Annotated in this window: 22 protein-coding genes; 12 read left to right on the top strand and 10 right to left on the bottom strand. The window is 68.7% G+C overall.

Annotated features, from left to right (window positions below):
- Positions 1–48: 48 nt before the first annotated feature.
- Positions 49–1,011, bottom strand: a complete 963-nt coding sequence (locus ASD47_RS06730; protein ID WP_056753397.1) for a VCBS repeat-containing protein — start codon at positions 1,009–1,011, stop codon at positions 49–51.
- Between the two features lie 256 nt (positions 1,012–1,267).
- Here ASD47_RS06730 and ASD47_RS06725 point away from each other — a divergent pair, with 256 nt between their 5' ends.
- Both ASD47_RS06725 and ASD47_RS06720 read left to right on the top strand, forming a co-directional pair.
- A complete protein-coding gene (locus ASD47_RS06725) occupies positions 1,268–4,063 on the top strand; it encodes a TonB-dependent receptor (protein ID WP_056753394.1) in 2,796 nt (931 codons plus the stop codon).
- A 132-nt stretch (positions 4,064–4,195) separates the two neighbouring features.
- Positions 4,196–5,062 carry an alpha/beta hydrolase gene (locus tag ASD47_RS06720; RefSeq protein ID WP_056753392.1) on the top strand — a complete coding sequence of 289 codons (867 nt, stop codon included), beginning with the start codon at positions 4,196–4,198 and terminating at the stop codon, positions 5,060–5,062.
- 152 nt (positions 5,063–5,214) lie between these two features.
- Here the strand turns inward: ASD47_RS06720 and ASD47_RS06715 are convergent, their stop codons facing one another.
- Positions 5,215–5,739: a GNAT family N-acetyltransferase gene (locus ASD47_RS06715; protein WP_056753389.1), complete on the bottom strand. Its 525-nt coding sequence runs from the start codon at positions 5,737–5,739 to the stop codon at positions 5,215–5,217.
- Positions 5,740–5,923: 184 nt separating this feature from the next.
- Positions 5,924–7,186 (bottom strand): YihY/virulence factor BrkB family protein, encoded by a 1,263-nt coding sequence (locus ASD47_RS06710; RefSeq protein ID WP_056753387.1) that lies wholly within the window; start codon positions 7,184–7,186, stop codon positions 5,924–5,926.
- A gap of 100 nt (positions 7,187–7,286) precedes the next feature.
- Here ASD47_RS06710 and ASD47_RS06705 point away from each other — a divergent pair, with 100 nt between their 5' ends.
- Positions 7,287–8,048, top strand: coding sequence for an MOSC domain-containing protein (locus ASD47_RS06705; protein ID WP_156402139.1), 762 nt, complete (start codon positions 7,287–7,289; stop codon positions 8,046–8,048).
- On the opposite strand, the gene ASD47_RS06700 is transcribed toward ASD47_RS06705, so the two are convergent.
- Together ASD47_RS06700 and ASD47_RS06695 are read right to left on the bottom strand one after the other, a co-directional pair.
- Positions 8,045–8,341 carry a type II toxin-antitoxin system RelE/ParE family toxin gene (locus tag ASD47_RS06700; protein ID WP_056753381.1) on the bottom strand — a complete coding sequence of 99 codons (297 nt, stop codon included), beginning with the start codon at positions 8,339–8,341 and terminating at the stop codon, positions 8,045–8,047. The genes ASD47_RS06705 and ASD47_RS06700 overlap by 4 nt on opposite strands.
- On the bottom strand, positions 8,338–8,589 hold the full coding sequence (locus tag ASD47_RS06695) for a type II toxin-antitoxin system ParD family antitoxin (RefSeq protein WP_056753378.1): 252 nt from the start codon (positions 8,587–8,589) through the stop codon (positions 8,338–8,340). The genes ASD47_RS06700 and ASD47_RS06695 overlap by 4 nt, the downstream gene beginning before the upstream one ends.
- Positions 8,590–8,673: 84 nt before the next feature.
- Here ASD47_RS06695 and prmC point away from each other — a divergent pair, with 84 nt between their 5' ends.
- The gene (gene prmC / locus ASD47_RS06690) at positions 8,674–9,522 is read left to right on the top strand and encodes a peptide chain release factor N(5)-glutamine methyltransferase (RefSeq protein ID WP_056753375.1); all 849 of its coding nucleotides are present in this window, start codon (positions 8,674–8,676) and stop codon (positions 9,520–9,522) included.
- Between the two features lie 307 nt (positions 9,523–9,829).
- A complete protein-coding gene (locus ASD47_RS06685) occupies positions 9,830–10,984 on the top strand; it encodes a DUF4167 domain-containing protein (RefSeq protein ID WP_056753372.1) in 1,155 nt (384 codons plus the stop codon).
- Positions 10,985–11,100: 116 nt separating this feature from the next.
- Here the strand turns inward: ASD47_RS06685 and ASD47_RS06680 are convergent, their stop codons facing one another.
- The 3 genes from ASD47_RS06680 to ASD47_RS26545 are packed head-to-tail and all read right to left on the bottom strand — an operon-like array spanning position 11,101 to position 12,151.
- The gene (locus ASD47_RS06680; protein ID WP_056753366.1) at positions 11,101–11,595 is read right to left on the bottom strand and encodes a hypothetical protein; all 495 of its coding nucleotides are present in this window, start codon (positions 11,593–11,595) and stop codon (positions 11,101–11,103) included.
- Positions 11,595–11,996 carry a hypothetical protein gene (locus ASD47_RS06675; protein ID WP_056753363.1) on the bottom strand — a complete coding sequence of 134 codons (402 nt, stop codon included), beginning with the start codon at positions 11,994–11,996 and terminating at the stop codon, positions 11,595–11,597. The genes ASD47_RS06680 and ASD47_RS06675 overlap by 1 nt, the downstream gene beginning before the upstream one ends.
- An 8-nt stretch (positions 11,997–12,004) precedes the next feature.
- Positions 12,005–12,151 (bottom strand): hypothetical protein, encoded by a 147-nt coding sequence (locus ASD47_RS26545; RefSeq protein WP_156402138.1) that lies wholly within the window; start codon positions 12,149–12,151, stop codon positions 12,005–12,007.
- Between the two features lie 156 nt (positions 12,152–12,307).
- Between ASD47_RS26545 and ASD47_RS06670 the strand changes: the two genes are divergently transcribed.
- The 7 genes from ASD47_RS06670 to ASD47_RS06640 all read left to right on the top strand — a co-directional run bounded on the left by ASD47_RS06670 (position 12,308) and on the right by ASD47_RS06640 (position 20,432).
- The gene (locus ASD47_RS06670; protein WP_056753360.1) at positions 12,308–13,723 is read left to right on the top strand and encodes a M20/M25/M40 family metallo-hydrolase; all 1,416 of its coding nucleotides are present in this window, start codon (positions 12,308–12,310) and stop codon (positions 13,721–13,723) included.
- Between the two features lie 89 nt (positions 13,724–13,812).
- On the top strand, positions 13,813–14,856 hold the full coding sequence (locus ASD47_RS06665; protein WP_056753357.1) for a sensor histidine kinase: 1,044 nt from the start codon (positions 13,813–13,815) through the stop codon (positions 14,854–14,856).
- A gap of 10 nt (positions 14,857–14,866) precedes the next feature.
- Positions 14,867–15,205, top strand: coding sequence for a response regulator (locus ASD47_RS06660; RefSeq protein WP_082564498.1), 339 nt, complete (start codon positions 14,867–14,869; stop codon positions 15,203–15,205).
- Positions 15,206–15,291: 86 nt separating this feature from the next.
- Positions 15,292–16,035 (top strand): M48 family metallopeptidase, encoded by a 744-nt coding sequence (locus ASD47_RS06655; protein ID WP_056753354.1) that lies wholly within the window; start codon positions 15,292–15,294, stop codon positions 16,033–16,035.
- A 37-nt stretch (positions 16,036–16,072) separates the two neighbouring features.
- Positions 16,073–16,825 (top strand): RDD family protein, encoded by a 753-nt coding sequence (locus ASD47_RS06650; protein WP_056753351.1) that lies wholly within the window; start codon positions 16,073–16,075, stop codon positions 16,823–16,825.
- A gap of 114 nt (positions 16,826–16,939) precedes the next feature.
- A complete protein-coding gene (gene clpB / locus ASD47_RS06645) occupies positions 16,940–19,534 on the top strand; it encodes an ATP-dependent chaperone ClpB (RefSeq protein ID WP_056753348.1) in 2,595 nt (864 codons plus the stop codon).
- A gap of 328 nt (positions 19,535–19,862) precedes the next feature.
- The gene (locus tag ASD47_RS06640; protein ID WP_056753339.1) at positions 19,863–20,432 is read left to right on the top strand and encodes an OmpA family protein; all 570 of its coding nucleotides are present in this window, start codon (positions 19,863–19,865) and stop codon (positions 20,430–20,432) included.
- Between the two features lie 179 nt (positions 20,433–20,611).
- Here ASD47_RS06640 and ASD47_RS06635 read toward each other — a convergent pair whose 3' ends face one another.
- Together ASD47_RS06635 and ASD47_RS06630 are read right to left on the bottom strand one after the other, a co-directional pair.
- On the bottom strand, positions 20,612–21,247 hold the full coding sequence (locus ASD47_RS06635) for a glutathione S-transferase family protein (RefSeq protein WP_056753337.1): 636 nt from the start codon (positions 21,245–21,247) through the stop codon (positions 20,612–20,614).
- 85 nt (positions 21,248–21,332) lie between these two features.
- Positions 21,333–23,843 carry an MASE1 domain-containing protein gene (locus tag ASD47_RS06630; protein WP_056753335.1) on the bottom strand — a complete coding sequence of 837 codons (2,511 nt, stop codon included), beginning with the start codon at positions 23,841–23,843 and terminating at the stop codon, positions 21,333–21,335.
- Positions 23,844–23,867 lie beyond the last annotated feature (24 nt).

Genomic DNA, 23,867 nt, shown 5'->3' with positions numbered 1-23,867 from the left:
AAGGACGAGGCCGCCGCCTTGCACGTTGCCGTGTGAGACTAGAAGGTTCTAGGGGCAGGACACCGAGAAGACGTCGGTCTTGCGGTCGCCGTCGAAGTCGCCGAAACGCAGGGCTGACAGCTCCGGGCCGACGGCGAGGTTGCGGAAGTTGGCCGCGCCGCCGGACGAGTACATCCATTGGTGGGCCGCGCCGCCCTTGGGCGCGGTCGAGAAGACGTCGGTCCTGCCGTCCCCGTCGAAATCCCCGAACTCCAGCGCGTCGAGCGGCGGGCCGACCGCGAGGTTGCGGAAGGCGCCCGCGCCGCCGGGCGAGTACATCCACTGATAGGCCCCGCCGCCCTTCGGCGTGGCGGTGAAGACGTCGGTCTTGTGGTCGCCGTCGAAATCACCGAAGCGCAGCGCGGTGAAGATCGGGCCGATGGCCAGGTTGCGGAAGCCGCCCACGCCGCCCGGCGAGTACATCCACTGGTAGGCGCCGCCGCCCAACGGGCTGGCCGAGAAGACGTCGGTCTTGCCGTCCCCGTCGAAGTCGCCGAACTGCAGGGCGGCGATCGCCGGACCTGCCGCGAGGTCCTGAAAATTGCCCGTGCCGCCTGACGACAACAGCCACTGGTAGGCGCCGTCGGCCTTGGGCGCCGCCGAAAAGACGTCAGTCCTGCGGTCGCCGTCGAAGTCGCCGAAGCGCAGGTAGAAGACATCCGGACCGACGGCGAGATCGCGGAAATTCGCCGCGCCGCCCGACGAGTACATCCATTGATAGGCACCGCCGCCCTTGTCGGCGACGGCGAAGACGTCGGTCTTGCGGTCGCGGTCGAAGTCGCCGAAGCGCAGGTCCCCGATGGGCGGGCCGACGGCGAGATTGCGGAAACCGCCGGCCCCGCCGGAGGAGTACATCCACTGGCAGGCCTGGGCCAGCGCGGCTGTCGGCGCCAGGGCCAGAGTCGACAAGGTCATGGCGGTCAACAGCCAGCGGATAACGCCGGAAGCCCAGGTGGCGGCGGTGCTGGTCATCGCAGGTCTCCGGGGCGTCCGGACTACAACCTTAAATAAAGAAAACGAAAAACTCTATCAAAAAGTGCCGAAAATCCGGAGCTGCGGGCCAGCATGTCGGGATGGAAACAAACGCAATCTCTCGACACGAAACCCCAATCGCGGCTATCGTCCCGTTTAACGGGAATGCATCCCATAATATGAAATGCCAATCGTGACCGGAACCGCTCGGCGGGCCCGACGTCGCGGGACGGCAAAGGATCGGGAGGAGACCATGATGAAGTCGATCAGATCGCGCCTTTGGCTCGGCGGCTCGGGGGCCGCCCTGACCGCCGCCCTGCTTTCGATTCCGGCCGCCGCCCTGGCCCAGACGCCCGCCGCCGCCCCGGCTTCGGCCGACCAGGTCGACGAGATCGTGGTCACCGGCATCCGCGCCTCGCTGCGCAGCGCCATGGACGTCAAGCGCCAGTCGCTGCAGGTGGTCGACACCATCTCGGCGGAGGACATCGGCGACTTCCCCGACAAGAACCTGTCCGAGGCCCTGCAGCGGGTCACCGGCGTGCAGATCAGCCGCCAGGACGGCGAGGGCCGGGGCGTCAGCATCCGCGGGGCGGATCCCAGCCTGAACCGCGTCGAGATCAACGGCTCGTCGGCCCTGTCCCTGACCGTCGGCGGCAGCGACCGCGCGGTCGATTTCCGCGACATTCCGGTGGAGTTCGTCTCGCGCCTGGACGTGGTCAAGTCGCCGACCGCCGACATGGCCGAGGGCGGCATCGGCGGCACCGTGCGGGTCATCACCCGCCGTCCGTTCGATAGCAAGACCCCATACCTGGCCGGTTCGGTCCAGGGCGTCTATTCGAACCTGGCCAAGGAATACGATCCCAAGTTCGCCCTGATCGGCAGCAAGACCTTCTTCGACGACAAGTTCGGCGTCCTGCTGTCGGGCACCTGGGAAAAGCGCCACCTCAACAGCAACAACGCCCGCACCACCGGCTGGATTCGCCGAGCGGCCACCGCCACGGGGGCCGGCGCGACGCCGGGCCGCAGCACCGACGTCAACGGCGACGGCGCGCTGGACTGGATCCCCGAGATCCCGCGCCTGATCATCGACCGCCGCGTGACCGAGCGGAAGGCGCTGAGCGGCGTGCTGGAATGGCGTCCGACCGACAACTTCAAGGCCTATCTGGACGCCACCTACGCCACCGCCAAGGAAGACGTGAACAGCAGCTTCCTGCAGCTGGGCGCCTCGGGCGGCTTGATCGACTACGCCAACACCACGCTCGGCGCGGACAACACGGTCAACCACATCGAGCTGACCAGCAGCGCGGCCTTCCCGATGGACCTGGCCTATCGCAACATCCTGGGCGACCTCAAGCGCACCCAGTACACCACCGCGCTGGGCGGCGAATGGAAGCTGGACCAGTGGACCTTCGACGCGCGCTTCGACTACTCCAACGCCGAGGTCCAGAACAACGAGATCAATTCCACCGCCACGGTGTTCGGCGTGCCGCGCGCCATCGTCGACTATAAGGGCGGTCAGCGCGCCCCGAACTTCTCGTTCCCGGGCCTGGACGTCACCAGCGGCCAGGGCGTCAACCGCCTGGACGCGCTGTTCAACCCGCGCAACAACACCTCGGACGAGACCGCCGAGCAGTTCAACGTCACCTACCGGCCCGGCATCTCGTGGCTGACCTCGATCAAGGCCGGGGTGCAGGGACGGCAGTTCGAGACCGATCAGATCCTGTATCAGCGCACCACCCGCCTGAACTGCCGCAACGAGGCGAGCAGCGGCGCGATCGGCGCCGTCGACGTGCCGTGCTCGACCATCAGCGGCATTGTCGACGCCAATTCCGTCACCAACGACATCCCGTTCTTCAAGACCGGCGACCTGGGCTATTCGGGCGGCGTCCGGTACTGGAACGACAACACCATGGCGACCTATGCGGCGACCCTGGCGGCCGCCGGCAGGGTCAACGACGTCCACGCCGTCAATCCCAATCCGAACACCGCCGCCAAGTATGGCGACCCCGGCACCTACCAGGCCTTCCTCGATACCTGGTCGGTCGAGGAGAAGACGAAGAGCGGCTACGTCCAGGCCAATTTCGACTTCTCGAACCTGCCGGTCGGGATCAGCGGGACCGTGGGCGTGCGGGTGGTCGACACCAAGACCACCTCGACCGGCTACAACCGGATCCAGACCGGGCCCGCCAGCGCGCCGATCGTCAACTTCGTCCAGGCCGCGCAGAACGGCGGCTACACCAAGACCCTGCCGTCGCTGAACCTGCGCTTCGAGTTCGTGCCGGGCCAGGTGATCGGCCGGATGGCGGTCAGCAAGGTCATGGCCCGGGCCGCGCCCAGCCAATTGGCCCTGCGCCGCAGCATCGACGTGGTCGGCTTGACCGGCTCGCGCGGCAATCCCGACCTGAAGCCGTTCGAGGCCACCGCCTATGACGCCGGCCTGGAATGGTACTTCAGCAAGGACAGCTTCATCTCGGCGACGGCGTTCCGGAAGGAGATCACCTCGTTCATCGTCAACCAGTCGTCGCCGGAAACCATCGACGGCACGGTCTACAACATCACCCGGCCGGTGAACGGGACCGAAAAGGTGATCATCAACGGCCTGGAGATCGGCGGGCAGTACGCCTTCGACTTCCTGCCCGCGCCGTTCGACGGCTTCGGCGTGCTGGCCAACTACACCTACCAGCAGGACAAGGGCTTCCGGGGGCGCAACCAGCTGACCGGCGAGATCCTGCCGTTCCCGGGCCTGTCGCGGAAGAGCTACAACGTCTCGCTCTACTACGAGAACGACAAGTTCAGCGTCCGCGGCTCGTACAACTGGCGCGACCAGTGGCTGATCACCCCGACCGGCCGCGGCAACCTGCCGGAGTTCAACGAGGCCTTCGGCTCGCTGGACGCCTCGGCCAGCTACAACGTCACCGACAAGATCACCGTCTTCCTGGAAGGGGTGAACCTGACGGACGAGGTGCGGATCGAGAACAACAACGCCGTACGCCGCATCGGCAACGAGACCTTCGGCTCGCGCTACTTCTTCGGCGTGCGGGCCAAGTTCTAGGCGACGGCGCGCCCTGGGACCCAGGCGCGCCAGGTGGAGCGACGCGTAAGCCTTCGTCAAACGGGGCCGCGTCGCTCAAACCGCCCCTTCCGACGGGACGGGGTCCTCTTTCTGTAAACGCGTGGCTTGCTCATGACCCAAACGCCGTTTGGCGAGACCTTCCGTTTCAATGTCTGGGACGATGAGGCCGGCGACGGCCTGGGGTTCACCCTGGCCGATCCGGCGGCGTCGCGGCTGGACCTGGAGGTGGCGGCCGTCGAGCGGCCCCAGGTCCTGGCCTTCGCGCCCGAGGTTCCGAACGGCGGGGCGATGCTGGTCGTGGCCGGCGGCGGCTACACCCAGCTGATGCTGGGCAAGGAAGGCGTCGAGGTGGCGCTGTGGCTGAACAGCCTGGGCTACCACGCCTTCGTCCTGGTCCACCGCTTTCCCGACGCGGCCGGCGGCCCGCAGGCGCCGGTCGACGACGCGGGCGAGGCGATGCGGCTGATCCGGGCCCGCGCGCCGGGCCTCGGCGTCGACACGGGTCGCGTGGGCGTCCTGGGGCTGTCGTCGGGCGGTCACCTGGCCGCTTGCCTGGCGGCCGCCTATCCCGACGCCTGGACCGCGCCGGCCTCGGCGGCGCCGGCCCAGAGCGCGCGGCCGGACGCCCTGGTCGTCGCCTACGGGCCGATCTCGACCAACGCTGCGGGGCGGGCCGTGGTCGCCGACAAGCCGCCGCTGGAGCCGGCCCAGAAGCAGGCGCTGTACGAGGCCCTGCAGCCGGACGCGGCGCTGATGGCCGACCCGCCGCCCGCGTTCATCGTCTACGCCGCGAGCGATCCCGTCGTGCCGGTCGAGAACGGCCTGCGCCTGCAGCGCGCCTATCTGGACCGCGGGGGACACGCCGAACTGCATGTCTTCGCGGAAGCCCCGCACGGCTTCGCCCTGCGCACGCCCGACCTGCCGGTCGGCGCCTGGCCGACCCTGTGCGCCCGCTGGCTGGAGGCGGTGGGGGTCTAGGGTCTGTGGACAGTTGACGGTTTTGAGCCGAATTCCTCGTCCTTCGACAAGCTCAGGATGAGGAATTCCACTCAACCGCCCTACCAATAGCCCTCATCCTGAGCCTGTCGAAGGACGAGGGCGGCGCCTCAGCGCCTAACGGTCCACAGACCCTAGAGCGCCTTTTCCAGCACTACGAACGACAGCTCGCGCTGCGGCTTGCCGAACCGCTCGCCGACGGGGAAGGGCTTGGTCTCGCCGGTCAGGGCGTAGCCCCGGCGCTGGTACCAGGCGATCAGGGTGTCGCGCAGATGGACGACGGTCATGCGCACGCGCCGGGCGCCCCGGTCCTTGGCGTAGGCCTCGCCGTGGGCCAGCAGCGCCCGGCCCAGCTGGCGGTCCTGCAGGTCGGGCCGGATGGTCAGCATGCCCAGGTACCAGGCGTCGGGCGTTTCGGCGTCGGGCTCGATCCAGACGCAGCCCAGCAGCGGGCCGTCGGCCTCGTCGCGCAGGGTCAGCAGCACGGCGTCGGGCGCCTCGGCCAGATCCTGGCGAAGGCTTTCCAGGTCGATGCGCTGGCCGTCGATATAGCCGGCCTCGGTGGTCCATCCGGCCTGGGCGCCCTGGCCGCGATAGGCGGAATTGACCAGGTCGACGAGGGCGGGGAAGTCGGTTTCGGCGGCGGGGGCGAAGATCATGGGTTCGATTTAGAGCATTCGTCGCTCGACTGAACCCTCACTTTTTCCGATCATCCCGGCGAACGCCGGGACCCAGATGGAATGGCTTTGAGGGTGAGGCCAAGCGCGCTGAGCTACTCCAGTCAGACTCTCCGCTACGGGATCTGGGTCCCGGCTTTCGCCGGGATGAGCGGTGTTTTGATGTTCAATCGGGTGCGTCCGGCGGGCGCTTGGCCTTGCCCAGGCCGGTGGCCTTGCCCCAGTAGCGGCCGGACACCCGCTTGACCGTGCCCGCCTCGCGCTGGATGAACTCCCAGGGGTGGAAGGCCAGGCCGACGGTGTCGGCCATGGCCGCGCCGCGCTCGCCCATCGGCTTCTCCGGGCCGGTGGTTGAGTCGATGGCGGTCTGGTGCTCGATCTCGGCGTTCAGCTCGGCCCCGACCAGCACGGTCATGATCGAGAACCACATCCAGACCATGAAGGCGATCACCGCCCCCAGCGGGCCGTAGGTGGCGTCGTAATGGGCGACGCGGTTGACATAGACCGAGAACACCAGCGATCCGCCCAGCCAGGCCGCCGCCCCGAACACCGATCCCCAGATCACCCAGCGCCAGCGGGGGCGGGCGCGGCAGGGGGCGAAGCGGTACAGCATGGCGAAGGCGAAGGCCGTCACCGCCAGCACGATCAGCCAACGCAGCGGGATCCAGAACGGCGCCGCCGCGCTCAGCCCGACCCGCTCGAGCACCACCGGCGCGGCGATCAGCACGCCGGCCAGCACCACCGCGTACAGCAGGGCGCAGAAGGTGAAGGCGTAGGTCCAGGCGGTCTTGGTGACGAAGTTGCGCTTCTCGTCCTCGTCATAGGCGATGTTCAACCCGTCGAAGAGCGCCTTCATGCTGGCGTTGGCCGACCAGATCGACAGCAGCAGGCTGAGCATGAAGGCCACGCCCAGCTTGGTCTGTTCCTGGCTGGCCAGGCGCAGCATCTGCTCGCCGATGATGTTGACGACGCTGGCGGGGAAGACGCTGGACATCTCCTGCAACTGCTTCTCGACCGCCCCGATGTCGGCGAACAGGCCGTACAGCGAGACGAAGGCGCCGATGGCCGGGAAGATGGCCAGCAGGGTGTAGAAGGTCACGCCGCCCGCCACCGCCGGCAGCCGGTCGACGCTGATCTCGCGGAAGGTGCGCCACAGGATGTCGCGCCAGCCCAGCACGGGGATGCGGTGCGGATGCCGGGCCGCCCGGCCGCGCATCGGCTCGGCCCGGTCGAAGTCGTGCGGCGGCATGGCCCGGTCCTCGGACAGGCCAGGGGGATGGTCCAGCGGCGTCTCGTTCGGCCCGTGGCCGGGCCGGGGCTTGGGCAGGACGAAGGGGACCAGGGCCAGCAGGGCGATCCAGGGGGCCAGGTGATAGGGCCGCGAGGCGATCCACGACCGGATCGGGCGTCGCGGAACGGTGTCTGTCATGGCCTGGCCCTCCGGTGGGGGAACACGTCCGGCCCGGCTCCGTTCCGCGCGGTCAGGCTTCACCTTGCCAAGCTCCGAGTCGTCGACGACCTTGCGCGTCATGCAAGCCCAGGTCGTCAGCCTCTATCGCCATCCCGTCAAGGGATTCACGCCCGAACGCCTGGACCAGGCCGAGCTGGTCGCGGGCCAGTGCTTTCCCTGCGACCGCCTCTATGCGGTCGAGGATGGTCCCAGCGGCTTCGATCCGGCCGCCCCGGCCCACATCTCGAAGATGAAGTTCGCGGTGCTGGCCAAGATCCCGCAGGTCGCCAAGGCCCGCACGGCCTATGACCCGGCGACCGGGGTGTTCACCGCCCGGGCCGAGGGGCGGGCCGACTTCGCCGGCGACCTGCGCGACGACGAAGGGCGGCGCGGGTTCGAGACCTGGCTGGCCGACCTGCTGGGTGACGCGGTCCAGGGACCGCTGCGGGTGATCGCGGGGCCGGGCGACTACCGGTTCATGGACAGCCGCAGCGGCTATGTCTCGATCGTCAACCTGGCCAGCGTCCGCGACCTGGCCGACAGGCTGGGCCGCCCCGTGGACCCCCTGCGCTTCCGCGCCAACCTCTATGTCGAAGGCTGGCCGGCCTGGGTCGAGAACGACTGGACCGGACGGACGATGCGGGTGGGCGAGGCGAGGGCGCAGGTGCTCAAGCCGATCGTCCGCTGCGCCGCCACCCACGTCGACCCGGTCACCGCCGAGCGCGACATCGAGCTGGTGAAGGCCCTGTTCGACCACTACGGCCACATGTTCTGCGGGGTCTACCTGAACGTGGAAGAAGGCGGGGCGGTGCGCGAGGGGGACGGGGTGGCCGTGGCTTAGTGCTCTGACAATGCGCGCGTGGCGTCCATGTTCTGATGCAGCACGCGGACGATCATGATCACGCCGTCCTGAAGGCGGTAGAGGATCATGTGTGAGCCGACAGGTCGCCTTCTGTAAGCCGGAAGGTCTTCGAGCACAGCTCCAATGGAGGGGCGTTCCGCTACAAGTTCTATCGCGGTCCGTATATCATGAAGATAAGCTGCGCCTCGCGTCGCACCCCACTGGCCGCGCGAATAGTCCCAGATGTTGTCGAGGTCACGACGGGCTTTGTGTGAAAGCCGGTAGGCCTTCACTCCGATACACCTTCGCTCTGGAGCTTTTCCGCGATGAAGGCGTCGAAATCGAAGTCCTCGATAAAGCCGCTTTCCTCGCCTTCGATCAATGCAGCGCGTAGAGCCGCCAATCGTGTTTCTCGCTCCTCCAGCAACCGCAGTCCTGCGCGTACGACCTCGCTGGCTGAGCCATAGCGGCCGTCGCTGATTTGGCCTTCAATGAAGGTCTGAAAATGGTCGCCTAGGCTGATAGAGGTGTTCTTGCTCATCGTATCCTCCGACTAGCAGAGTACCAAAAATTGGTACCCGTCTCAATATCGCCCTGTCGCTTCTGACGCGCTAAGGAGCCGCCCATGACCCTGACCCTCGTCAAAGCCTGGAACGCCGCCAAGGACCGTCTGAAGAACGTTCAGATCGACCAGCCGGCCATCGACGCCCGCCTGCTGCTGGAGGTGGCCGCCGACGTCACTCGCACCGACATCATCACCGATCCCTATCGGGTGCTGACCGAAGCCCAGATGGCGACGCTGGACGATTTCCTGAACCGCCGCGCCCGTCGCGAGCCGGTCAGCCACATCATCGGCCGCAAGGGGTTCTGGAAGATCCTGCTGCAGGTCAACAAGCACGTCCTGACCCCGCGTCCCGAGACCGAGGTCATCGTCGACGAGGTGCTGAAGGCCTTCCCCGAGCAGATGCCGTTCAACATGCTGGACCTGGGCGTTGGTTCCGGCACGATCCTCTTGGCGGTGCTGGCCGAACGTCCGGCCGCCAAGGGGCTGGGGATCGACGTCTCCGAAGAGGCCCTGGCGGTGGCCCGCGAGAACGCCGCCAACCTGGACCTGGCCGGCCGGACGGCCCTGCTGCGCGGCGACTGGACCAACGGCCTGGGCGACGACAGCTTCGACCTGGTGGTGTCCAACCCGCCCTATATCGCCACCGAGGTGATCGACACCCTGGAGCCGGAGGTCCGCGACCATGAGCCGCGCCTGGCCCTGGACGGCGGTCCCGACGGCCTGGACGCCTATCGCGTCCTGGCCGGCGAGATCCTGCGGGTGCTCAAGCCCGGCGCGATGTTCGCCGTCGAGATCGGCTACGACCAGTCCCAGGCGGTGGAGGACCTGTTCCGGCAGGCCGGCGCCCAGAATGTGCGGACCATCAAGGATCTGTCGGTCAACGACCGCGTTGTCACCGGTACGAAATAGCGGCCAAAGTCGCGGCCATGGCCCCGCCTTGAAAAATCCCTTGGAAACCCTGGCGTGAGGCGGTAGACGGATAAGGTCTCCTTCCAAAACGCCGGGTGACGGGAACAGCGGTCGTCTCGACGGCCGTAAGACTCCCCCGGCAGGCGCGAACGGCCGACCAGGCTGATCGCCGCGCCCGAACCGGGCGGAGGCTCTACGGAAACCAGCGTCTCTAGAACATCGAAGGCAGACCCTAACCGGGTTCACCCCGCTCCAGAGGCCAAACACCGGACGCGCTGATCGCCGCCGGACAGGTTCAGAAGAGAAGATGAGAGATTTCAAGGGCATGAAGCGCCAGCGCGGCCGCAACAATCGCGGTGGAGCGGGTAACGGCGGCAAGCCTCAGCAGCACAACGCCAACCGGGCCTTCGATTCGAACGGCCCCGAAGGCGTGAAGGTGCGCGGCGCGGCCCAGAGCGTCTACGAGAAGTACCAGCAGCTGGCCCGCGACGCGACGTCGTCCGGCGACCGGGTCCTGGCCGAGAACTATCTGCAGCACGCCGAGCACTATTTCCGCGTCCTGCGCGCCATCCAGCCGAATCGTCCGGTCAGCGACATCGTCGGCAAGGACGCCTATTCGGCCTACGAGATCGACTTCGAGGCCGAGCCCGAGGAACAGCCCGAGGCGTCGGAAGCGGTCCAGGCCGAGGCTCCGGCCGAGGGCGAGGGCGGCGAAGGCCAGGGCGGCGAACAGCGTCGCGACCGGTTCGAGAACCGTCCCCGCGAGGATCGCCAGCGCGACGACCGTCCCCGCGACAACCAGAACCGCGACCGTGACCGCGATGGTCAGAGTCAGGGTCAGGGCCGTCGCGACCGCTGGCGCGATCGTGACGATCGCCCCCGTGACGATCGCCCCCGTGACGACAGGCCCCGTGACGACAGGCCCCGCGACGACAGGCCCCGCGACGACCGTCCCCGCGATGACCGTCCCCGCGACGACCGGCCCCGGGAGGATCGCCCGCGCGATGATCGTCCCCGTGACGACCGCCCGCGGGAAGACCGCTTCCGCGACGAGCGTCCCCGGGAGGAGCGGCCCCGTGACGAGCGGCCCCGTGAGGACCGCGTTCGCGAAGACCGTCCGGTCGCCGCCGAGGGCGCCGAACAGCCGCAGGCCGAAGGCCGCCGCGAGCGTCCGCGCCGTGAACGGGCGCCGCGCGACCGCGATCCGATGGCGGTGATCGAGCCGCAGGCCACGCCGCTGACCAGCGAGGCTCCGGCCTCGCCGCTGCTGCGCAGCCAGGACGGCGACGTCAGCCACGCCCCGGCCTTCCTGGGCCGCAAGTCGACCCGCGCCGAGGCTCCGGCCGAAGCGGCTCCGGCGGCTCCGGCCGCGGCGGAGGGCGAGGCTCCGGCCAAGCCCAAGCGCCGCCGCGCCCCGCGCAGCTTCGAAGGCGCCGCCGCGCCGGGGTCGGAAGAGGCTTAAGCGCCTTCTGGTCGCCCGGTTTCTGGCCGCCCGGTACGCTGGGCGACACCCTCTCTGCTCTCAGCGTCATCCCGGGCCCTCGCGCCCGGGATTTCGGCGTGGGCCGCGATCCAGCCTCAATCGGTGGGTTTGACGGGATGATCCGGCGCGCCTGAAGGCGCCTTGTCCTTCAGGCCCAGCTGTTCCCGGATTCGCCTGGCCAGATCCCGGGTGTCCGGAACCGTCATGCCGCCGGCGATCTGCAGGCTGGACCCCGTGATCGGCTCCGCCAGATAGGGATCCGACAGCAGCGCGCCGTCCAGGCAGATCGGCAGCCTGTCGCCCACCCGCCCATCCTGCAGCGCCACGAACCGCGCCTGGCCTTGATCGCTCAGGTCGATCTGGACCAACGGCATGCCCAGGTCGCTGAACTGGGTCTCGACCTCCGTCACGTCGCCCGGCCCGAAGGTTTCGCCGGCGATCGAAAAGGCGCCGCCCGCCGGGCAGTGCATCTCGCTGGTCGCGGCGATCTTGTCCTGATCCTGCGCGAGGGCCGGCGCATCGATCGCGCCGAACCAGAAGGCCGATAGCGCGATCAGCGCCGCGAGCGCGACGGGCTTGGTGGCGGCCATCAGGCGGGAGGCTGCAACTGGCCGTCGTACTCGCATCCGATCAGCGTCTTGCCCGGAAACGCCGGATGACTGGTGATCTTCAGGGACGAGCGGTTCTTGAAGCGAAATCCCGATTCCGGATCCACCCGGGTCGAATCGTCGACGAGGCGTTCGCCCATGAAGCGCCCCGTCCCCGCAAGAACGTTGGTGACGCCCTGCGCCGCGCCGAGCGCGGTGGCGTCCGGCAGGTCGAGGACCGCCATCATCGCCGAACCCTTGAAGGCCACGGTGCTGGTGGTCTGGCCGAAGACGTTGAGCGGCTTGGGCAGGCGATAGGCCGAGAAGATCGGGCTTGGGGGCGGCAGCCTGACCCAGCCGCGCGCCTTGGCGCCGCCTGGGCTGTCGTCATCGCTGACCGACATCGAAAACCCTACATAGGGCCGCCGTCGATCTTGCAGGCCAGGATGTCGGCGATGTCGACCGTGGCCGGGTCGAACGACGCGGTCTCCGCGGCGTGGGCGGTCGCGACCGAGCACGACGCCAGCACGGCGAGCGCCGCCATAGACTTGATCCGCATGGTCCATCTCCTGTTCGGCGTTCGGCTTTGGTCCCTGATAGCCGACAATCGGGTCCTGGCAACGCAAGGATCGCCGCGGGCGTCGGCGGTCAACCTCGCCCATTGCGCTGGGCGGCGAACCCCGCCTAGCTTCGTTCCACACATTAGGGGACGACCATGCGCGGCAAGACCAAGAGCTTTCTCCTGACGGCGGCCGCCTTGTCGGCCTTGGCCGCGACCTCCGCCAAGGCGCAGGATTCGAGCGAGACGGCGTTCCGCGGCCTCTACAAGGAACTGGTCGAGATCAACACCACCGCCTCGGTCGGCAGTTGCACGGCGGCCGCCCAGGCCATGGGCGCGCGGCTGAAGGCGGCGGGCTTCCCCGACAGCGACGTGCGCGTGGTGTTCCCCGACGAGCACCCCAAGGCCGGCGCCCTGCTGGCCACCCTGCACGGCAAGGACCCCAAGGCCGGCGCCATCCTGCTGATGGCCCACATCGACGTGGTCGAGGCCAAGCGCGAGGACTGGGCGCGCGACCCGTTCAAGCTGGTCGAGGAAGACGGCTATTTCTACGCCCGCGGGGCCAGCGACGATAAGGCCATGGCCGCGATCTTCACCGACAGCCTGGTGCGCTACAAGCAGGAGGGCTTCAAGCCCCGGCGCGACCTCAAGCTGGCCCTGACCTGCGGCGAGGAGGGCGGCCAGTTCAACAGCGTGCCCTGGCTGCTGGAGAAGTATCCCGAGGCCATGAAGGCCGACTTCGCCCTGAATGAGGGCGACGACAGCCAGCTGGACGAAAAGGGCCAGCCCCGGCTGCTGGGCATCCAGGTCGGCGAGAAGGTCTACATGGACTACAATCTCGAAGTGACCAACGCCGGCGGCCACTCCTCGCGGCCGGTCAAGGACAACGCGATCTACCACCTGGCCAATGGCCTGGCGCGGCTGGGGGCCTACGACTTCCCGATCGCCCTGAACGACGCCACCAAGGGCTATTACGAGCAGAACGCCAGGATCGAGCCCGATCCCGAAGTGGCGGCCGCCATGCGGGCCATGGTCAAGGATCCCGCCGACGCCGCGGCCGCCGCCATCCTGGCCCGCGACCCGGGACGCAACAGCATGATGCGCACCACCTGCGTGGCCACCATGGTCGAGGCCGGCCACGCGCCCAACGCCCTGCCGCAGCGGGCCAAGGCCAACGTCAACTGCCGCATCCTGCCGGGCAATGATCCCAAGGTCGTCCGCGACCAGCTGGAGCAGATCGTCGCCGACCCGGCCGTCAAGATCACCCTGGCCGCCGACCCGGATCCGGTCAGTCCGCCACCGCCGCTGACGCCCCGGATCATGGCCCCGGCCACCAAGGTCGCGAGCAAGATCTGGCCGGGCGTGCCCTTCATCCCGGCCATGCTGACCGGCGCCACCGACGGCCGCTTCACCAACGCCGCCGGCGTGCCGACCTACGGCCTGTCGGGCCTGATGTCCGGCGTCGACGGCGACCACATCCACGGCCTGAACGAGCGTATCCAGGTCAAGGCGCTGATGAACGGCCGCCAGTTCCTGTACGAGGTGGTCAAACTTTACGCGGACGGGAAATAGATCCAGCGCTCCAGTTCCCGTTTAGGATAAGTTCCTAGGCGGATCACAACTTCGACGCTAAGCTTGGGTTCGCTGAAGGGGGCGACCCCATGCCCGGAGCTGCGAACATCGAACGCGGAAGCGACGCCAGCCCAGGCGATGTCGAGGCGCGCTATCGCGCCATCGTCGACACCGCCGTCGATGCGATCGTGGTGATCGACGAAATGGGCCGGGTCGAGGCCTTCAACCCCGCGGCCGAGCGCCTGTTCGGCTATACGTCGGCCGAGATGTTCGGGCGCAACATCCACATCCTGATGCCCGAGCCCTACCACGCCGAGCACGACGGCTATCTGGGCCGCTATCGCCAGACCGGCGAGCGGCGGATCATCGGCATCGGCCGCGAGGTCTCCGGCCGGCGGCGCGACGGCTCGACCTTTCCGCTGGAGCTGTCGATCGCCGAATGGCGCGAGAACGGCAAGCGCTTCTTCACCGGGGTGATGCGCGACGTCACCGAGCGCAAGCGGGCCGAGGAGCTGCAGCTGCTGCTGGTCAACGAGCTCAATCACCGGGTCAAGAACACCCTGGCCACCGTGCAGTCCGTGGCCGGTCAGACCCTGCGCAACGCCACCGACCTCAACGGGGCCCGCGATTCCCTGAACACCCGGCTGCTGGCCCTGGCCCGCGCCCACGACATCCTGACCCGCGAAAGCTGGGACGGGGCGGACCTGCGCGACGTGGTCGCCTCGCTGATCGGCTCGCACGGGGATTCCGCCCGGTTCAGGACCGACGGGCCGCCCCTGCGGCTGGCGCCCAAGGCGGCGCTGTCGTTGTCCCTGGCCCTGCACGAACTGATGACCAATGCGACGAAGTATGGCGCGCTGTCCAACGAGGCCGGGCGGGTGGCCCTGACCTGGGCGCGCGTCAAGGACGACGGGGTCGAGCGGCTGAAATTGCGTTGGGAGGAAATCGATGGTCCTGCGGTCAGCACGCCAAGCCGCCAGGGCTTCGGCAGCCGCCTCATCACGGGCGGATTGGCGCGGGAGCTGGGCGGTGAGGTCCGGCTCGACTACCCGCCGACCGGCGTCGTCTGCACGATCACGTCCGAATTCGCCAAGCCCGGAGAGCCCAGCCGCTTCACCCGCGGCGCCGCCTGAGCCGCTTCGCGTGCTGGTCGTCGAGGACGAACTGTTCGTCGCCATGCTGGTCGAGGACCTGCTGGGCGACCTGGGCTGCGCGATCATCGGGCCGGTCTGTTCGGCGACCGAGGCCGAGGCGGCGGCGCGCGCCGCGGTCTTCGACTTCGCCCTGCTGGACGTCAATCTCGACGGCGAGACCTCGTTCGCCGCCGCCGACGTGCTGCGCGAACGCAGGATCCCGTTCGCCTTCGTGACCGGCTATGGCGAGCAGGGCGTGCGCCCGGACCTGCGCGACGTTCCGGTGCTGTCCAAGCCGATCGACCCCCGGCGCCTGGCCCAGGTGATCGAGTCGTCCCGGGGCGACTGACAGGGCCGGCGCCCGTCTGGCGCGTGGACAAGCGGGGCGCCGATCCGCCAAGGTGGGGCCGTTCCTTTCGCCGCCGGAGTCCCGCCTTGCGTCCCGCGTTCGCCGCCCCGATCCTCGCCGCCCTGGCCCTGTCCGCCTGCGCCTACAATCCCGAACTTGGCCGCCAGCAGATGACCATCGTCAACGACGCCAGCCTGGCCCAGGCCGGCGAGCAGGCGTGGAGCCAGGCCCTGGCCACCAGCAAGGTCAGCGCGAACCGCGCCGCCAACACCCGGGTGCGGGCGGTCGGCCAGCGGGTGGTCGAGGCCGCCGGCCTGGGCCAGCGGCCGTGGGACTATGCGGTGTTCGAGGACAACGCCCCCAACGCCTTCGTCCTGCCCGGCGGCCATGTCGGGGTCACCACGGGCCTGCTGAACCTGGTCGACAACGACGACCAGCTGGCCGCCGTGATCGGCCACGAGGCCGGCCACGTGGTCGCCCGCCACGCGGCCGAGCGGCAGTCGCAGACCCTGACCTCCAGCCTGGTGCTGGGCGTGCTGGGCGCGGCGGCCGGCTCGTCCGACGCCGCCCGGGCGATCTCCAGCTACGGCGGGGCCGGCGCCAAGTACGGCTTCCTGCTGCCGTTCTCGCGCAAGCAGGAGCTGGAGGCCGACCGCCTGGGCGTCGACTTCATGCAGCGGGCCGGCTACCGCCCGCGCGAGGCGGTGATCCTGTGGCTGCACATGCAGGCCAACGGCGGCCCCAACACCCCGCAGTTCGCCTCGACCCACCCGTCGGACGCCGCCCGCATCCAGGCGCTGGAAGCCTATATCGCCCAGCGCGGATGGTAGGCGCACGACCTTTGCAAACCTTCAAGCCGGGGGGCTGATGACCGAATCCCATGAGCCGACCGCTCGAAAGCGCCTGTCGGGCGGCTTTTGGCGGCGCGCGCTGGCCGCGCTGATCGACTGGATCTTGGTGGGCGCGCTGGTGTCGACGGTCGGCGCTGTGGCTTACGGCCAAACCGGCGGTCAGGTCCGTGTACAGCAGGCCGTCCTGATGACGACCGCCTGCGCCCCGACCAGGACGGCGCCCAGAGGGCTGGAACTGCCGGTGGGGTTCCGGATCGACAGCGCGGTGCTCTGCACGTCGCGATTCTTCGGACGCGAAGTCAATCGCTTCGTTAGGCTCAATCAGGTCCAGCAGTCGGGCAACGTGATCACGACGACGTGGCGCGCCGGCGCCGTCGACCTGGACGGGCGATTTTTGCCGCGCGTCTTCTTCGCCGACAGCCTAACCGGAATCCTGCTGCTGGTCGGCCTGACCCTGTCCGAGGGGCTGGTTGGGACGAGCCTGGGCAAGGCCCTGGCGGGGGTTCGGGTCGTCGATACGCGCACTGGAAAGTCCACCCTGCGCGGCGCCCTGATCCGCAATCTGGTGGTCTACGGCCTATGGGCGACCTTCAACCTGGTGTCGATCCTGAGCGCGATAGGCCTGGTCGACCTCGGCCTTGGAGGTGCGAGCCTGGTCGCGTCGATCGTGTTCGGGCTGGCCGTGCTGGCGGTGTTTATCGCCATGGCCTTCCAGCGACCGGATCCGTTCTATGATCGCTGGGCTGGCGTTCAGGTCCGCCGGCGTTAGAGAGTCTGGGTGGGCGCCCTTGTGTGGCTGAACGGCCACACCTAAATCCCGTCCTGGGCGGCTCGTGCTCAAGCGAGGCGAGCGGCCCAAATCCGCCCATGGAGGGGATACCGCATGAAGATCGATCTCTATTCCGACCGCGCCAAGTCCGCGGTCCAGTCGGCCCAGAGCCTGGCCCTGGCCAAGGGGCACCAGCAGCTGGGGCCCGAACACCTGCTGAAGGTCCTGCTCGAGGAGAAGGACGGCCTTTCCCGCACCCTGATCCAGAACGCCGGCGGCCGGCCCGACGCGGCCGACGCGGCCGTCGACGCCCTGCTGGCCAAGACCCCCCGCGTCGACGGCGCCGGCGGCCAGCTCTACATGAAGCCCGATACCGCCCGGGTGTTCAGCGCGGCCGAGGAGGGGGCGAAGAAGGCCGGCGACGCCTTCGTCACCACCGAGCGCCTGCTGATCGCCATCGCCAAGGAAGGCGGCGACGCGGCCAAGATCCTGAAGGAGGCCGGAGCGACGGCCCAGGGCCTCGAGACCGCCGCCGCGGCGATCCGCAAGGGCCGCACGGCCGACAGCGCCTCCAGCGAGGACGGCTATGACGCCCTCAAGCGCTACGCCCGCGATCTGACCCAGGCGGCCCGCGACGGCAAGATCGACCCGGTGATCGGCCGCGACGAGGAGATCCGCCGCACGATCCAGGTGCTGAGCCGCCGCACCAAGAACAACCCCGTCCTGATCGGCGAGCCGGGGGTCGGCAAGACCGCCATCGTCGAGGGCCTGGCCCAGCGCATCGTCAACGGCGACGTGCCCGAGAGCCTCAAGGACAAGAAGCTGCTGTCGCTGGACATGGGCAGCCTGATCGCCGGCGCGAAATATCGCGGCGAGTTCGAGGAGCGGCTGAAGGCCGTGCTCGGCGAGGTCACGGCCGCCGAGGGCTCGATCATCCTGTTCATCGACGAGATGCACACCCTGGTCGGGGCCGGCAAGAGCGACGGGGCGATGGACGCTTCGAACCTGCTGAAGCCCGCCCTGGCCCGCGGCGAGCTGCACTGCGTGGGCGCCACCACGCTGGACGAGTACCGCAAGCATGTCGAGAAGGACGCGGCCCTGGCCCGTCGCTTCCAGCCGGTGTTCGTCAGCGAGCCGACGGTGGAGGATACCGTCTCGATCCTGCGCGGCCTGAAGGAGAAGTACGAGGTGCACCACGGGGTGCGGATCTCGGACTCCGCCATCGTCGCCGCCGCCACCCTCAGCAACCGCTACATCGCCGACCGCTTCCTGCCCGACAAGGCCATCGATCTGGTCGACGAGGCCGCCAGCCGGGTGCGGATGCAGATCGATAGCAAGCCCGAGGAGTTGGACGAGATCGACCGCCGCCTGGTGCAGCTGAAGATCGAGCGCGAGGCGCTGTCGAAGGAAACCGACGCCGCCTCAAAACAGCGCCTGGAGAACCTGGAGGTCGAGATCGATGACCTGCAGTTCCGCAGCGACGAGATGACCGCGCGGTGGAAGGCCGAGAAGGACAAGGTCGGCGGCGCCGCCCAGGCCCGCGAGGCCCTGGACCGGCTGCGCGCCGACCTGGCGACGGCCCAGCGGGCCGGCGACTTCGCCCGGGCCGGCCAGATCCAGTACGGCGAGATTCCGGCCCTGGAGCGCCGGCTGGCGGAAGCCGAGGCCGGCGAAGGCGGCGCGGGCGCCCAGAAGGCCCTGACGCCGGAAGTGGTCGACGCCGAGCAGATCGCCGCCGTGGTCAGCCGCTGGACCGGGGTGCCGGTCGAGAAGATGCTGGAAGGCGAGCGCGAGAAGCTGCTGAAGATGGAGGACGCCCTGCGCGGCCGCGTCGTCGGCCAGGACGAGGCGTTGGAGGCGGTGTCCGACGCGGTCCGCCGCGCGCGGGCCGGCCTGCACGACCCGTCCAAGCCGATCGGCTCGTTCCTCTTCCTGGGCCCGACGGGCGTGGGCAAGACCGAGCTGACCAAGGCCCTGGCCGAGTTCATGTTCGCCGACGAGCATGCGATCACCCGCATGGACATGTCGGAATACATGGAAAAGCACTCGGTCAGCCGGCTGATCGGCGCCCCCCCCGGCTATGTCGGCTACGACGAGGGCGGGGCGCTGACCGAGGCCGTGCGCCGGCGTCCCTACCAGGTGGTGCTGTTCGACGAGATCGAGAAGGCCCACCCGGACGTCTTCAACGTGCTGCTCCAGGTGCTGGACGATGGCCGTCTCACGGACGGGCAAGGCCGGACGGTCGATTTCAGGAACACCCTGATCATCATGACCTCCAACCTCGGGGCCGAGTTCCTGGCCAACCAGGAGGACGGGTCCGACGTTGAGGAGGTTCGTCCGCTGGTGATGAACACGGTGCGCGGCCACTTCCGCCCCGAGTTCCTCAACCGGATCGACGAGATCATCCTGTTCAAGCGCCTGTCACGCGCGAACATGGGCGACATCGTCCGCATCCAGCTGCAGCGGGTGGACAAGATGCTGGCCGAGCGGCGCATGACCCTGGCGCTGGACGCCGAGGCCCTGCAGTGGCTGGCCGACAAGGGCTATGATCCGGTCTACGGCGCGCGGCCGCTCAAGCGCGTGATCCAAAAGGACCTGATCGACCCGATCGCCAAGAAGCTGCTGGCCGGCGACCTGGAGGACGGCGGGGTGATCGCCGTCGGCGCCGGGGCGGATGGCCTGGCGATCGGCAAGGCGACGTTGCAGTAAATACCAGCTCAACCGAATCCTTGGCGGGCGCGTCCGATGGGCGCGCCCGCTTTTCTGTCTGGCGGAGACGGAAAAACAGGTCCAGGATGGCGGCTCAGCCCTAGCATATTACAAATATTTATTGGGAACCTTTGTTCAGGTTCTGCGTACGCGCGCGCTATTTAAGAGTGGGTGCAACGCCTTCTCCGCAATGGCCAAGTCTGTCCAGAACAGGCCCAGAATTCGCCTCTTTCGAATGTCGATTTTGACCTGACGAAGCGCCGCTGCTGGGGTGTGGGACGGCTCAGCTTGGCGCTCGGCATTGAAACAACAGGCGGAAGGGTGTGCCATGATTAGCATGAATTATAAGATGATGATGGTGAGCGCTCTGGTGGCCGGCGGGTTGTCGGTCAGCGGCTGCGCGACCAAGGGTTATGTCAACGATCAGGTCGGCGTGGTGAACACGCGGGTCGACGGGACCGAGACCAAGCTGGCCGAGGTCGACCGGACCAGCCAGGAAGCGCTGAAGCGCGCGACCGACGCCGGCAAGCTGGCCGAGGGCAAGTTCCTGTACTCGGTGGTGCTGAGCGACGACTCGGTGAAGTTCCCGCTGAACCGCTACGAGCTGTCCCCTGAGGCCGAGCAGCGCCTGGCTGACTTCGCCTCGAAGCTGAAAGGCGACAACAAGAACGTCTATCTGGAAATCCAGGGCTTCACCGACGCCACCGGCGATCCGAAGTACAACGAGAGCCTGGCCGGCGAGCGGGCCGAGACGGTGCGCAAGTTCCTCAGCAAGCAAGGCGTGCCGCTGAACCGCATGGCGACGATCTCGTACGGCGAGGATGACCCCGTCGCCCCCAACGACAACCCCGACGGCCGCGCCCAGAACCGCCGTGTGGTGATCCAGGTTCTGGCCTAGAGCATCGCGCGGAAAAGTGGACGCCGGTTTTCCGCAAAAGCGATGCGAACACAGAGCCTGGAGCAAGCCACGCGATCCTATATCGCGCGGCTTGCTCTAGGACTTTTGAGTTCAGGTTCACTCTTGGGGACAGGCGCATGCGCCTGTCCCCGTCCCATGTTCAGCCCGCGTCGAAGGGCTCAAGCGTCTTCCTTGGCCTTGGCGATCAGCGCGTCGTCGATCTGGGAGGCCCGCCTGGCGGCCGGGCGCTGGCTGATCCCCGCCCAATAGGCCTCGAAGGCCGGGCGCTTCTCGATCGAGCCGAACATCATGCCCCAGCCGATCTGCGAGCCCACATAGACGTCGGCGGCCGAGAACGCGTCGCCGACGATGTACGGCTTGCCGCTCACCGCCGTTTCCAGGGCGTTCAGGGTGTCTTCCAGGCAGCCATAGCCGGCCGTGGCGCGGCGTTCGGGCGGCACCTCCACCCCCAGCGCCTTGTTGGTCACCGCCGCCTCCACCGGCCCGCAGCCGAACATCAGCCAGCGATAATAGGTCCCGCGAGCGGGTGAGCCGACCGGCGGGGCCAGGCCGGCCTCGGGGAAGGCGTCGGCCAGATAGGCGCAGATCGCCGCCCCCTCGGTGACGGTCACGCCGCGGTGGGTGATCGCCGGCACCTTGCCCATCGGATTGACCGCCAGGTACTCCGGAGCCTTCATCGTCGAGGCGTAGTCGAGCACGACGGTGCGATAGGGGGCGCCGACCTCTTCCAGCATCCAGCGGACGATGCGGCCGCGCGACATCGGGTTGGTGTAGAAGACGAGTTCGTCGCTCATGGTCGGACCTCCTGAAGGAGGCGCAATCCTAGCGTGCGCGGGCCGGCGCGCAATCTCGGAAACCGATGTTCTTCCAGGTCGCGGGTCAGGCCGAGGCCGGGAGGCTCCTGGGCGGCGCCTTGGCCATGGCGCTGTTGAGGGCGTCAACCAGGCTGGCGGCGGTCATCGGCTTGGACACCGCGCCGTCGAAGACCCCGCCTGGGCCGCCGGTCCGCGCGTCGGCCGAGAAGGCGATGATCGGCGCGCCGGCGTTGGGGCCGCCTCCGCCGCGGATGCGCAGGGCCGCCTGGGCGCCGTCCAGGCGCGGCATGCGCAGGTCCATCAGGATGACGTCGAACGGGCGAACCGCGGCGGCGGCGACGCCCTCCTCGCCGTCCACCGCCTCGGACACCTGCGCGCCCAGGGCGGTGAGGATGGCGTTGACCAGTTCGCGGTTGGCCGGGTTGTCGTCGACGACCAGCACGTGGCAGGCCGGCGGCAGCGCTGGAACGGCGGCCTCATGGTCGGCGAGCGTCTTGGCCTCCGCGGCGGACGGCGCCACGACGTCGAAGCTGAAGCAGGCGCCCTGGCCCGGATCGCTGACCACGCCGATCTGGCCGCCCATCGCCTCGACCAGGCCCTTGCAGATGGCCAGGCCCAGGCCGGTCCCGCCGTGCTTGCGGGTCAGGCCGGCGTCGACCTGGGAGAAGCGGCGGAACAGCAGGTCGACGGCCTCGGGCGCGATGCCGGGCCCGGTGTCGCGCACCGAGACGCGCAGCCGCCCGGCGGCGTCGTCATAGGCGGCCGTGACGGTGACCGACCCGGCCTCGGTGAACTTCACCGCGTTGCCGATCAGGTTCAGCAGCACCTGGCGCAGGCGGCCGCCGTCGATCAGCAGGTTGGCGGGCAGGCCGTCCAGCCCGTCGGCCCGCAGGGCCACGCCCCGGGCCTCGGTCTCCAGCGAGAACAGGTCCAGGGCCTCCTCGATCAGCGGCGCGGGGGCGACGGGCTCCAGTTTCAGCTCCAGCTGGCCGGCCTCCAGCTTCGAGAAGTCCAGGATGTCGTTGATGGTGGCCAGCAGCGCCTTGCCGCCGCTCAGCACCCGGCCGATGAAGCGGCGTGCGTCGGGCGACAGCTCCGGCTCGTCGTCGACCAGCCGGGCGAACCCCAGCACCGAGGTCAGGGGCGTGCGCAGCTCGTGGCTCATATTGGCCAGGAACTCGCCCTTCGCCGCGGCGGCCGCCTCGGCCGCGTTGCGGGCCTCGCGCAGCTGCTGCTCCATGGCCTTCTGCTCGGTGACGTCGCGGACGATGTCGCTGATGCCCAGGACCGCCCCGGTCAGCGGGTCGCGCTGCAGGCTGGGGCGGGATTCCAGCCAGATCATCCGCCCGTCCTTGCGGATCGCGCGGTACTCGACCCGCGTGGGGCCGTTGTCGTGATGCGCGGCCAGATGGGCGATGTGTTCGATGACGATGGCGCGGACGGCCTCGCGGTCGTCCTCGTGCACGGTGGTCATCCCTTCGCGGCCGACCAGCTCCTCCGGCGCGTAGCCCAACATGGCGACGCAGGCCGGCGAGACGTACTGGATGACGCCGCGCAGGTCGCTGTGGACGATCAGGTCCTGGGCGTCTTCGGCCAGTTGGCGGAAGCGCGCCTCGCTGCGGAACACCGCGGCATTGGCCTCGGTCATCTTCTGCAGCATCTGGCGCCGGTGGCGCTGGATCGAGGCCACGGGCAGGCTGATGAAGATCGCCACGGCCAGGAACAGTTGCAGCACAATGGCCTGGTCGGTCGACCCCGCCCGCAGCAGCGTGATCGGCCCGTGGCCGGCCATGGTGAAGATCACCGCCACCACGGCCACCAGGGTCGCGCTGAGCGCCGCGCCCAGCACCTCCAGCCGCCAGGCGACCAGCAGCATGACCGGCGGGATCATGAACAGCAGCGGCCGGTTCTGGGCGAAGACGCCGACCGTCACGACCAGCAACAGCAGCAGGCTGGCCGCGCCGCTGGCGGAGAGCGGCCGCTCGCGCAGATAGTGGCGCATGCGGACCATGGCCAGCAGGCAGGGCGTGATGGTCATCAGGCCCAGGATGTCGCCCAGCGACCACAGGCTGATATTGGCCAGCAGCACGCCGCCGCGCATCGCCGTATGGAGCGAGGCGGCCAGGACGCTGGTGGCGAGCGGGCCGGCCAGGCCGCAGATCAGGGCGAAGGTGATCATGTCCCGGGCCCGGCCCAGGTCGATCGTCTCGCCGATCACGCGGCGCACGCCCCAGGCGCAGACCAGAACCTGGACGATGTTGCAGCTGACCAGCACGACATTGATCGCGAGCAGGTCGTGGACATGGGCGCCGGCCGCCAGTCCGCCGGCCAGGCATCCCAGCAGCACGGCCGGCCAGTGGCGGTTGCGGCACGACAGCAGGCAGGCCACGCCGAAGCCGTTGGACAGCCAGATCGGCGCCACCTGGCCATAGTTGCGGGGGAATTCGACGCAGAGATAGGCCAGCAGGGCGTAGCCGACCGCCGCGCCCACGGCCAGGACCAGGGTCTTCAGAATGTCGCCGCCCGTCCAGCGCCAGATCGGCCCGGTCGAGGCGGGGGAGGTCGTCTCTGTCATCACCCTGCTTTCGCGGGCGCCCGA

It is taken from the genome of Caulobacter sp. Root1472, from assembly GCF_001426985.1.
In the GTDB taxonomy this organism is placed as follows: Bacteria; Pseudomonadota; Alphaproteobacteria; order Caulobacterales; family Caulobacteraceae; genus Caulobacter; species Caulobacter rhizosphaerae.
Note: the sequence above shows the minus strand (reverse complement) of the source record. Positions and strands in the feature narration are given on the sequence as shown.

Bases quoted from the DNA above. Each gene is read 5' to 3' on its own strand.
- ASD47_RS06730 (WP_056753397.1), bottom strand. From the start codon at position 1,011: ATGACCAGCACCGCCGCCACCTGGGCTTCCGGCGTTATCCGCTGGCTG.
- ASD47_RS06725 (WP_056753394.1), top strand. From the start codon at position 1,268: ATGAAGTCGATCAGATCGCGCCTTTGGCTCGGCGGCTCGGGGGCCGCC.
- ASD47_RS06720 (WP_056753392.1), top strand. From the start codon at position 4,196: ATGACCCAAACGCCGTTTGGCGAGACCTTCCGTTTCAATGTCTGGGAC.
- ASD47_RS06715 (WP_056753389.1), bottom strand. From the start codon at position 5,739: ATGATCTTCGCCCCCGCCGCCGAAACCGACTTCCCCGCCCTCGTCGAC.
- ASD47_RS06710 (WP_056753387.1), bottom strand. From the start codon at position 7,186: ATGACAGACACCGTTCCGCGACGCCCGATCCGGTCGTGGATCGCCTCG.
- ASD47_RS06705 (WP_156402139.1), top strand. From the start codon at position 7,287: ATGCAAGCCCAGGTCGTCAGCCTCTATCGCCATCCCGTCAAGGGATTC.
- ASD47_RS06695 (WP_056753378.1), bottom strand. From the start codon at position 8,589: ATGAGCAAGAACACCTCTATCAGCCTAGGCGACCATTTTCAGACCTTC.
- prmC (WP_056753375.1), top strand. From the start codon at position 8,674: ATGACCCTGACCCTCGTCAAAGCCTGGAACGCCGCCAAGGACCGTCTG.
- ASD47_RS06685 (WP_056753372.1), top strand. From the start codon at position 9,830: ATGAGAGATTTCAAGGGCATGAAGCGCCAGCGCGGCCGCAACAATCGC.
- ASD47_RS06680 (WP_056753366.1), bottom strand. From the start codon at position 11,595: ATGGCCGCCACCAAGCCCGTCGCGCTCGCGGCGCTGATCGCGCTATCG.
- ASD47_RS06675 (WP_056753363.1), bottom strand. From the start codon at position 11,996: ATGTCGGTCAGCGATGACGACAGCCCAGGCGGCGCCAAGGCGCGCGGC.
- ASD47_RS26545 (WP_156402138.1), bottom strand. From the start codon at position 12,151: ATGCGGATCAAGTCTATGGCGGCGCTCGCCGTGCTGGCGTCGTGCTCG.
- ASD47_RS06670 (WP_056753360.1), top strand. From the start codon at position 12,308: ATGCGCGGCAAGACCAAGAGCTTTCTCCTGACGGCGGCCGCCTTGTCG.
- ASD47_RS06665 (WP_056753357.1), top strand. From the start codon at position 13,813: ATGCCCGGAGCTGCGAACATCGAACGCGGAAGCGACGCCAGCCCAGGC.
- ASD47_RS06650 (WP_056753351.1), top strand. From the start codon at position 16,073: ATGACCGAATCCCATGAGCCGACCGCTCGAAAGCGCCTGTCGGGCGGC.
- clpB (WP_056753348.1), top strand. From the start codon at position 16,940: ATGAAGATCGATCTCTATTCCGACCGCGCCAAGTCCGCGGTCCAGTCG.
- ASD47_RS06640 (WP_056753339.1), top strand. From the start codon at position 19,863: ATGATTAGCATGAATTATAAGATGATGATGGTGAGCGCTCTGGTGGCC.
- ASD47_RS06635 (WP_056753337.1), bottom strand. From the start codon at position 21,247: ATGAGCGACGAACTCGTCTTCTACACCAACCCGATGTCGCGCGGCCGC.
- ASD47_RS06630 (WP_056753335.1), bottom strand. From the start codon at position 23,843: ATGACAGAGACGACCTCCCCCGCCTCGACCGGGCCGATCTGGCGCTGG.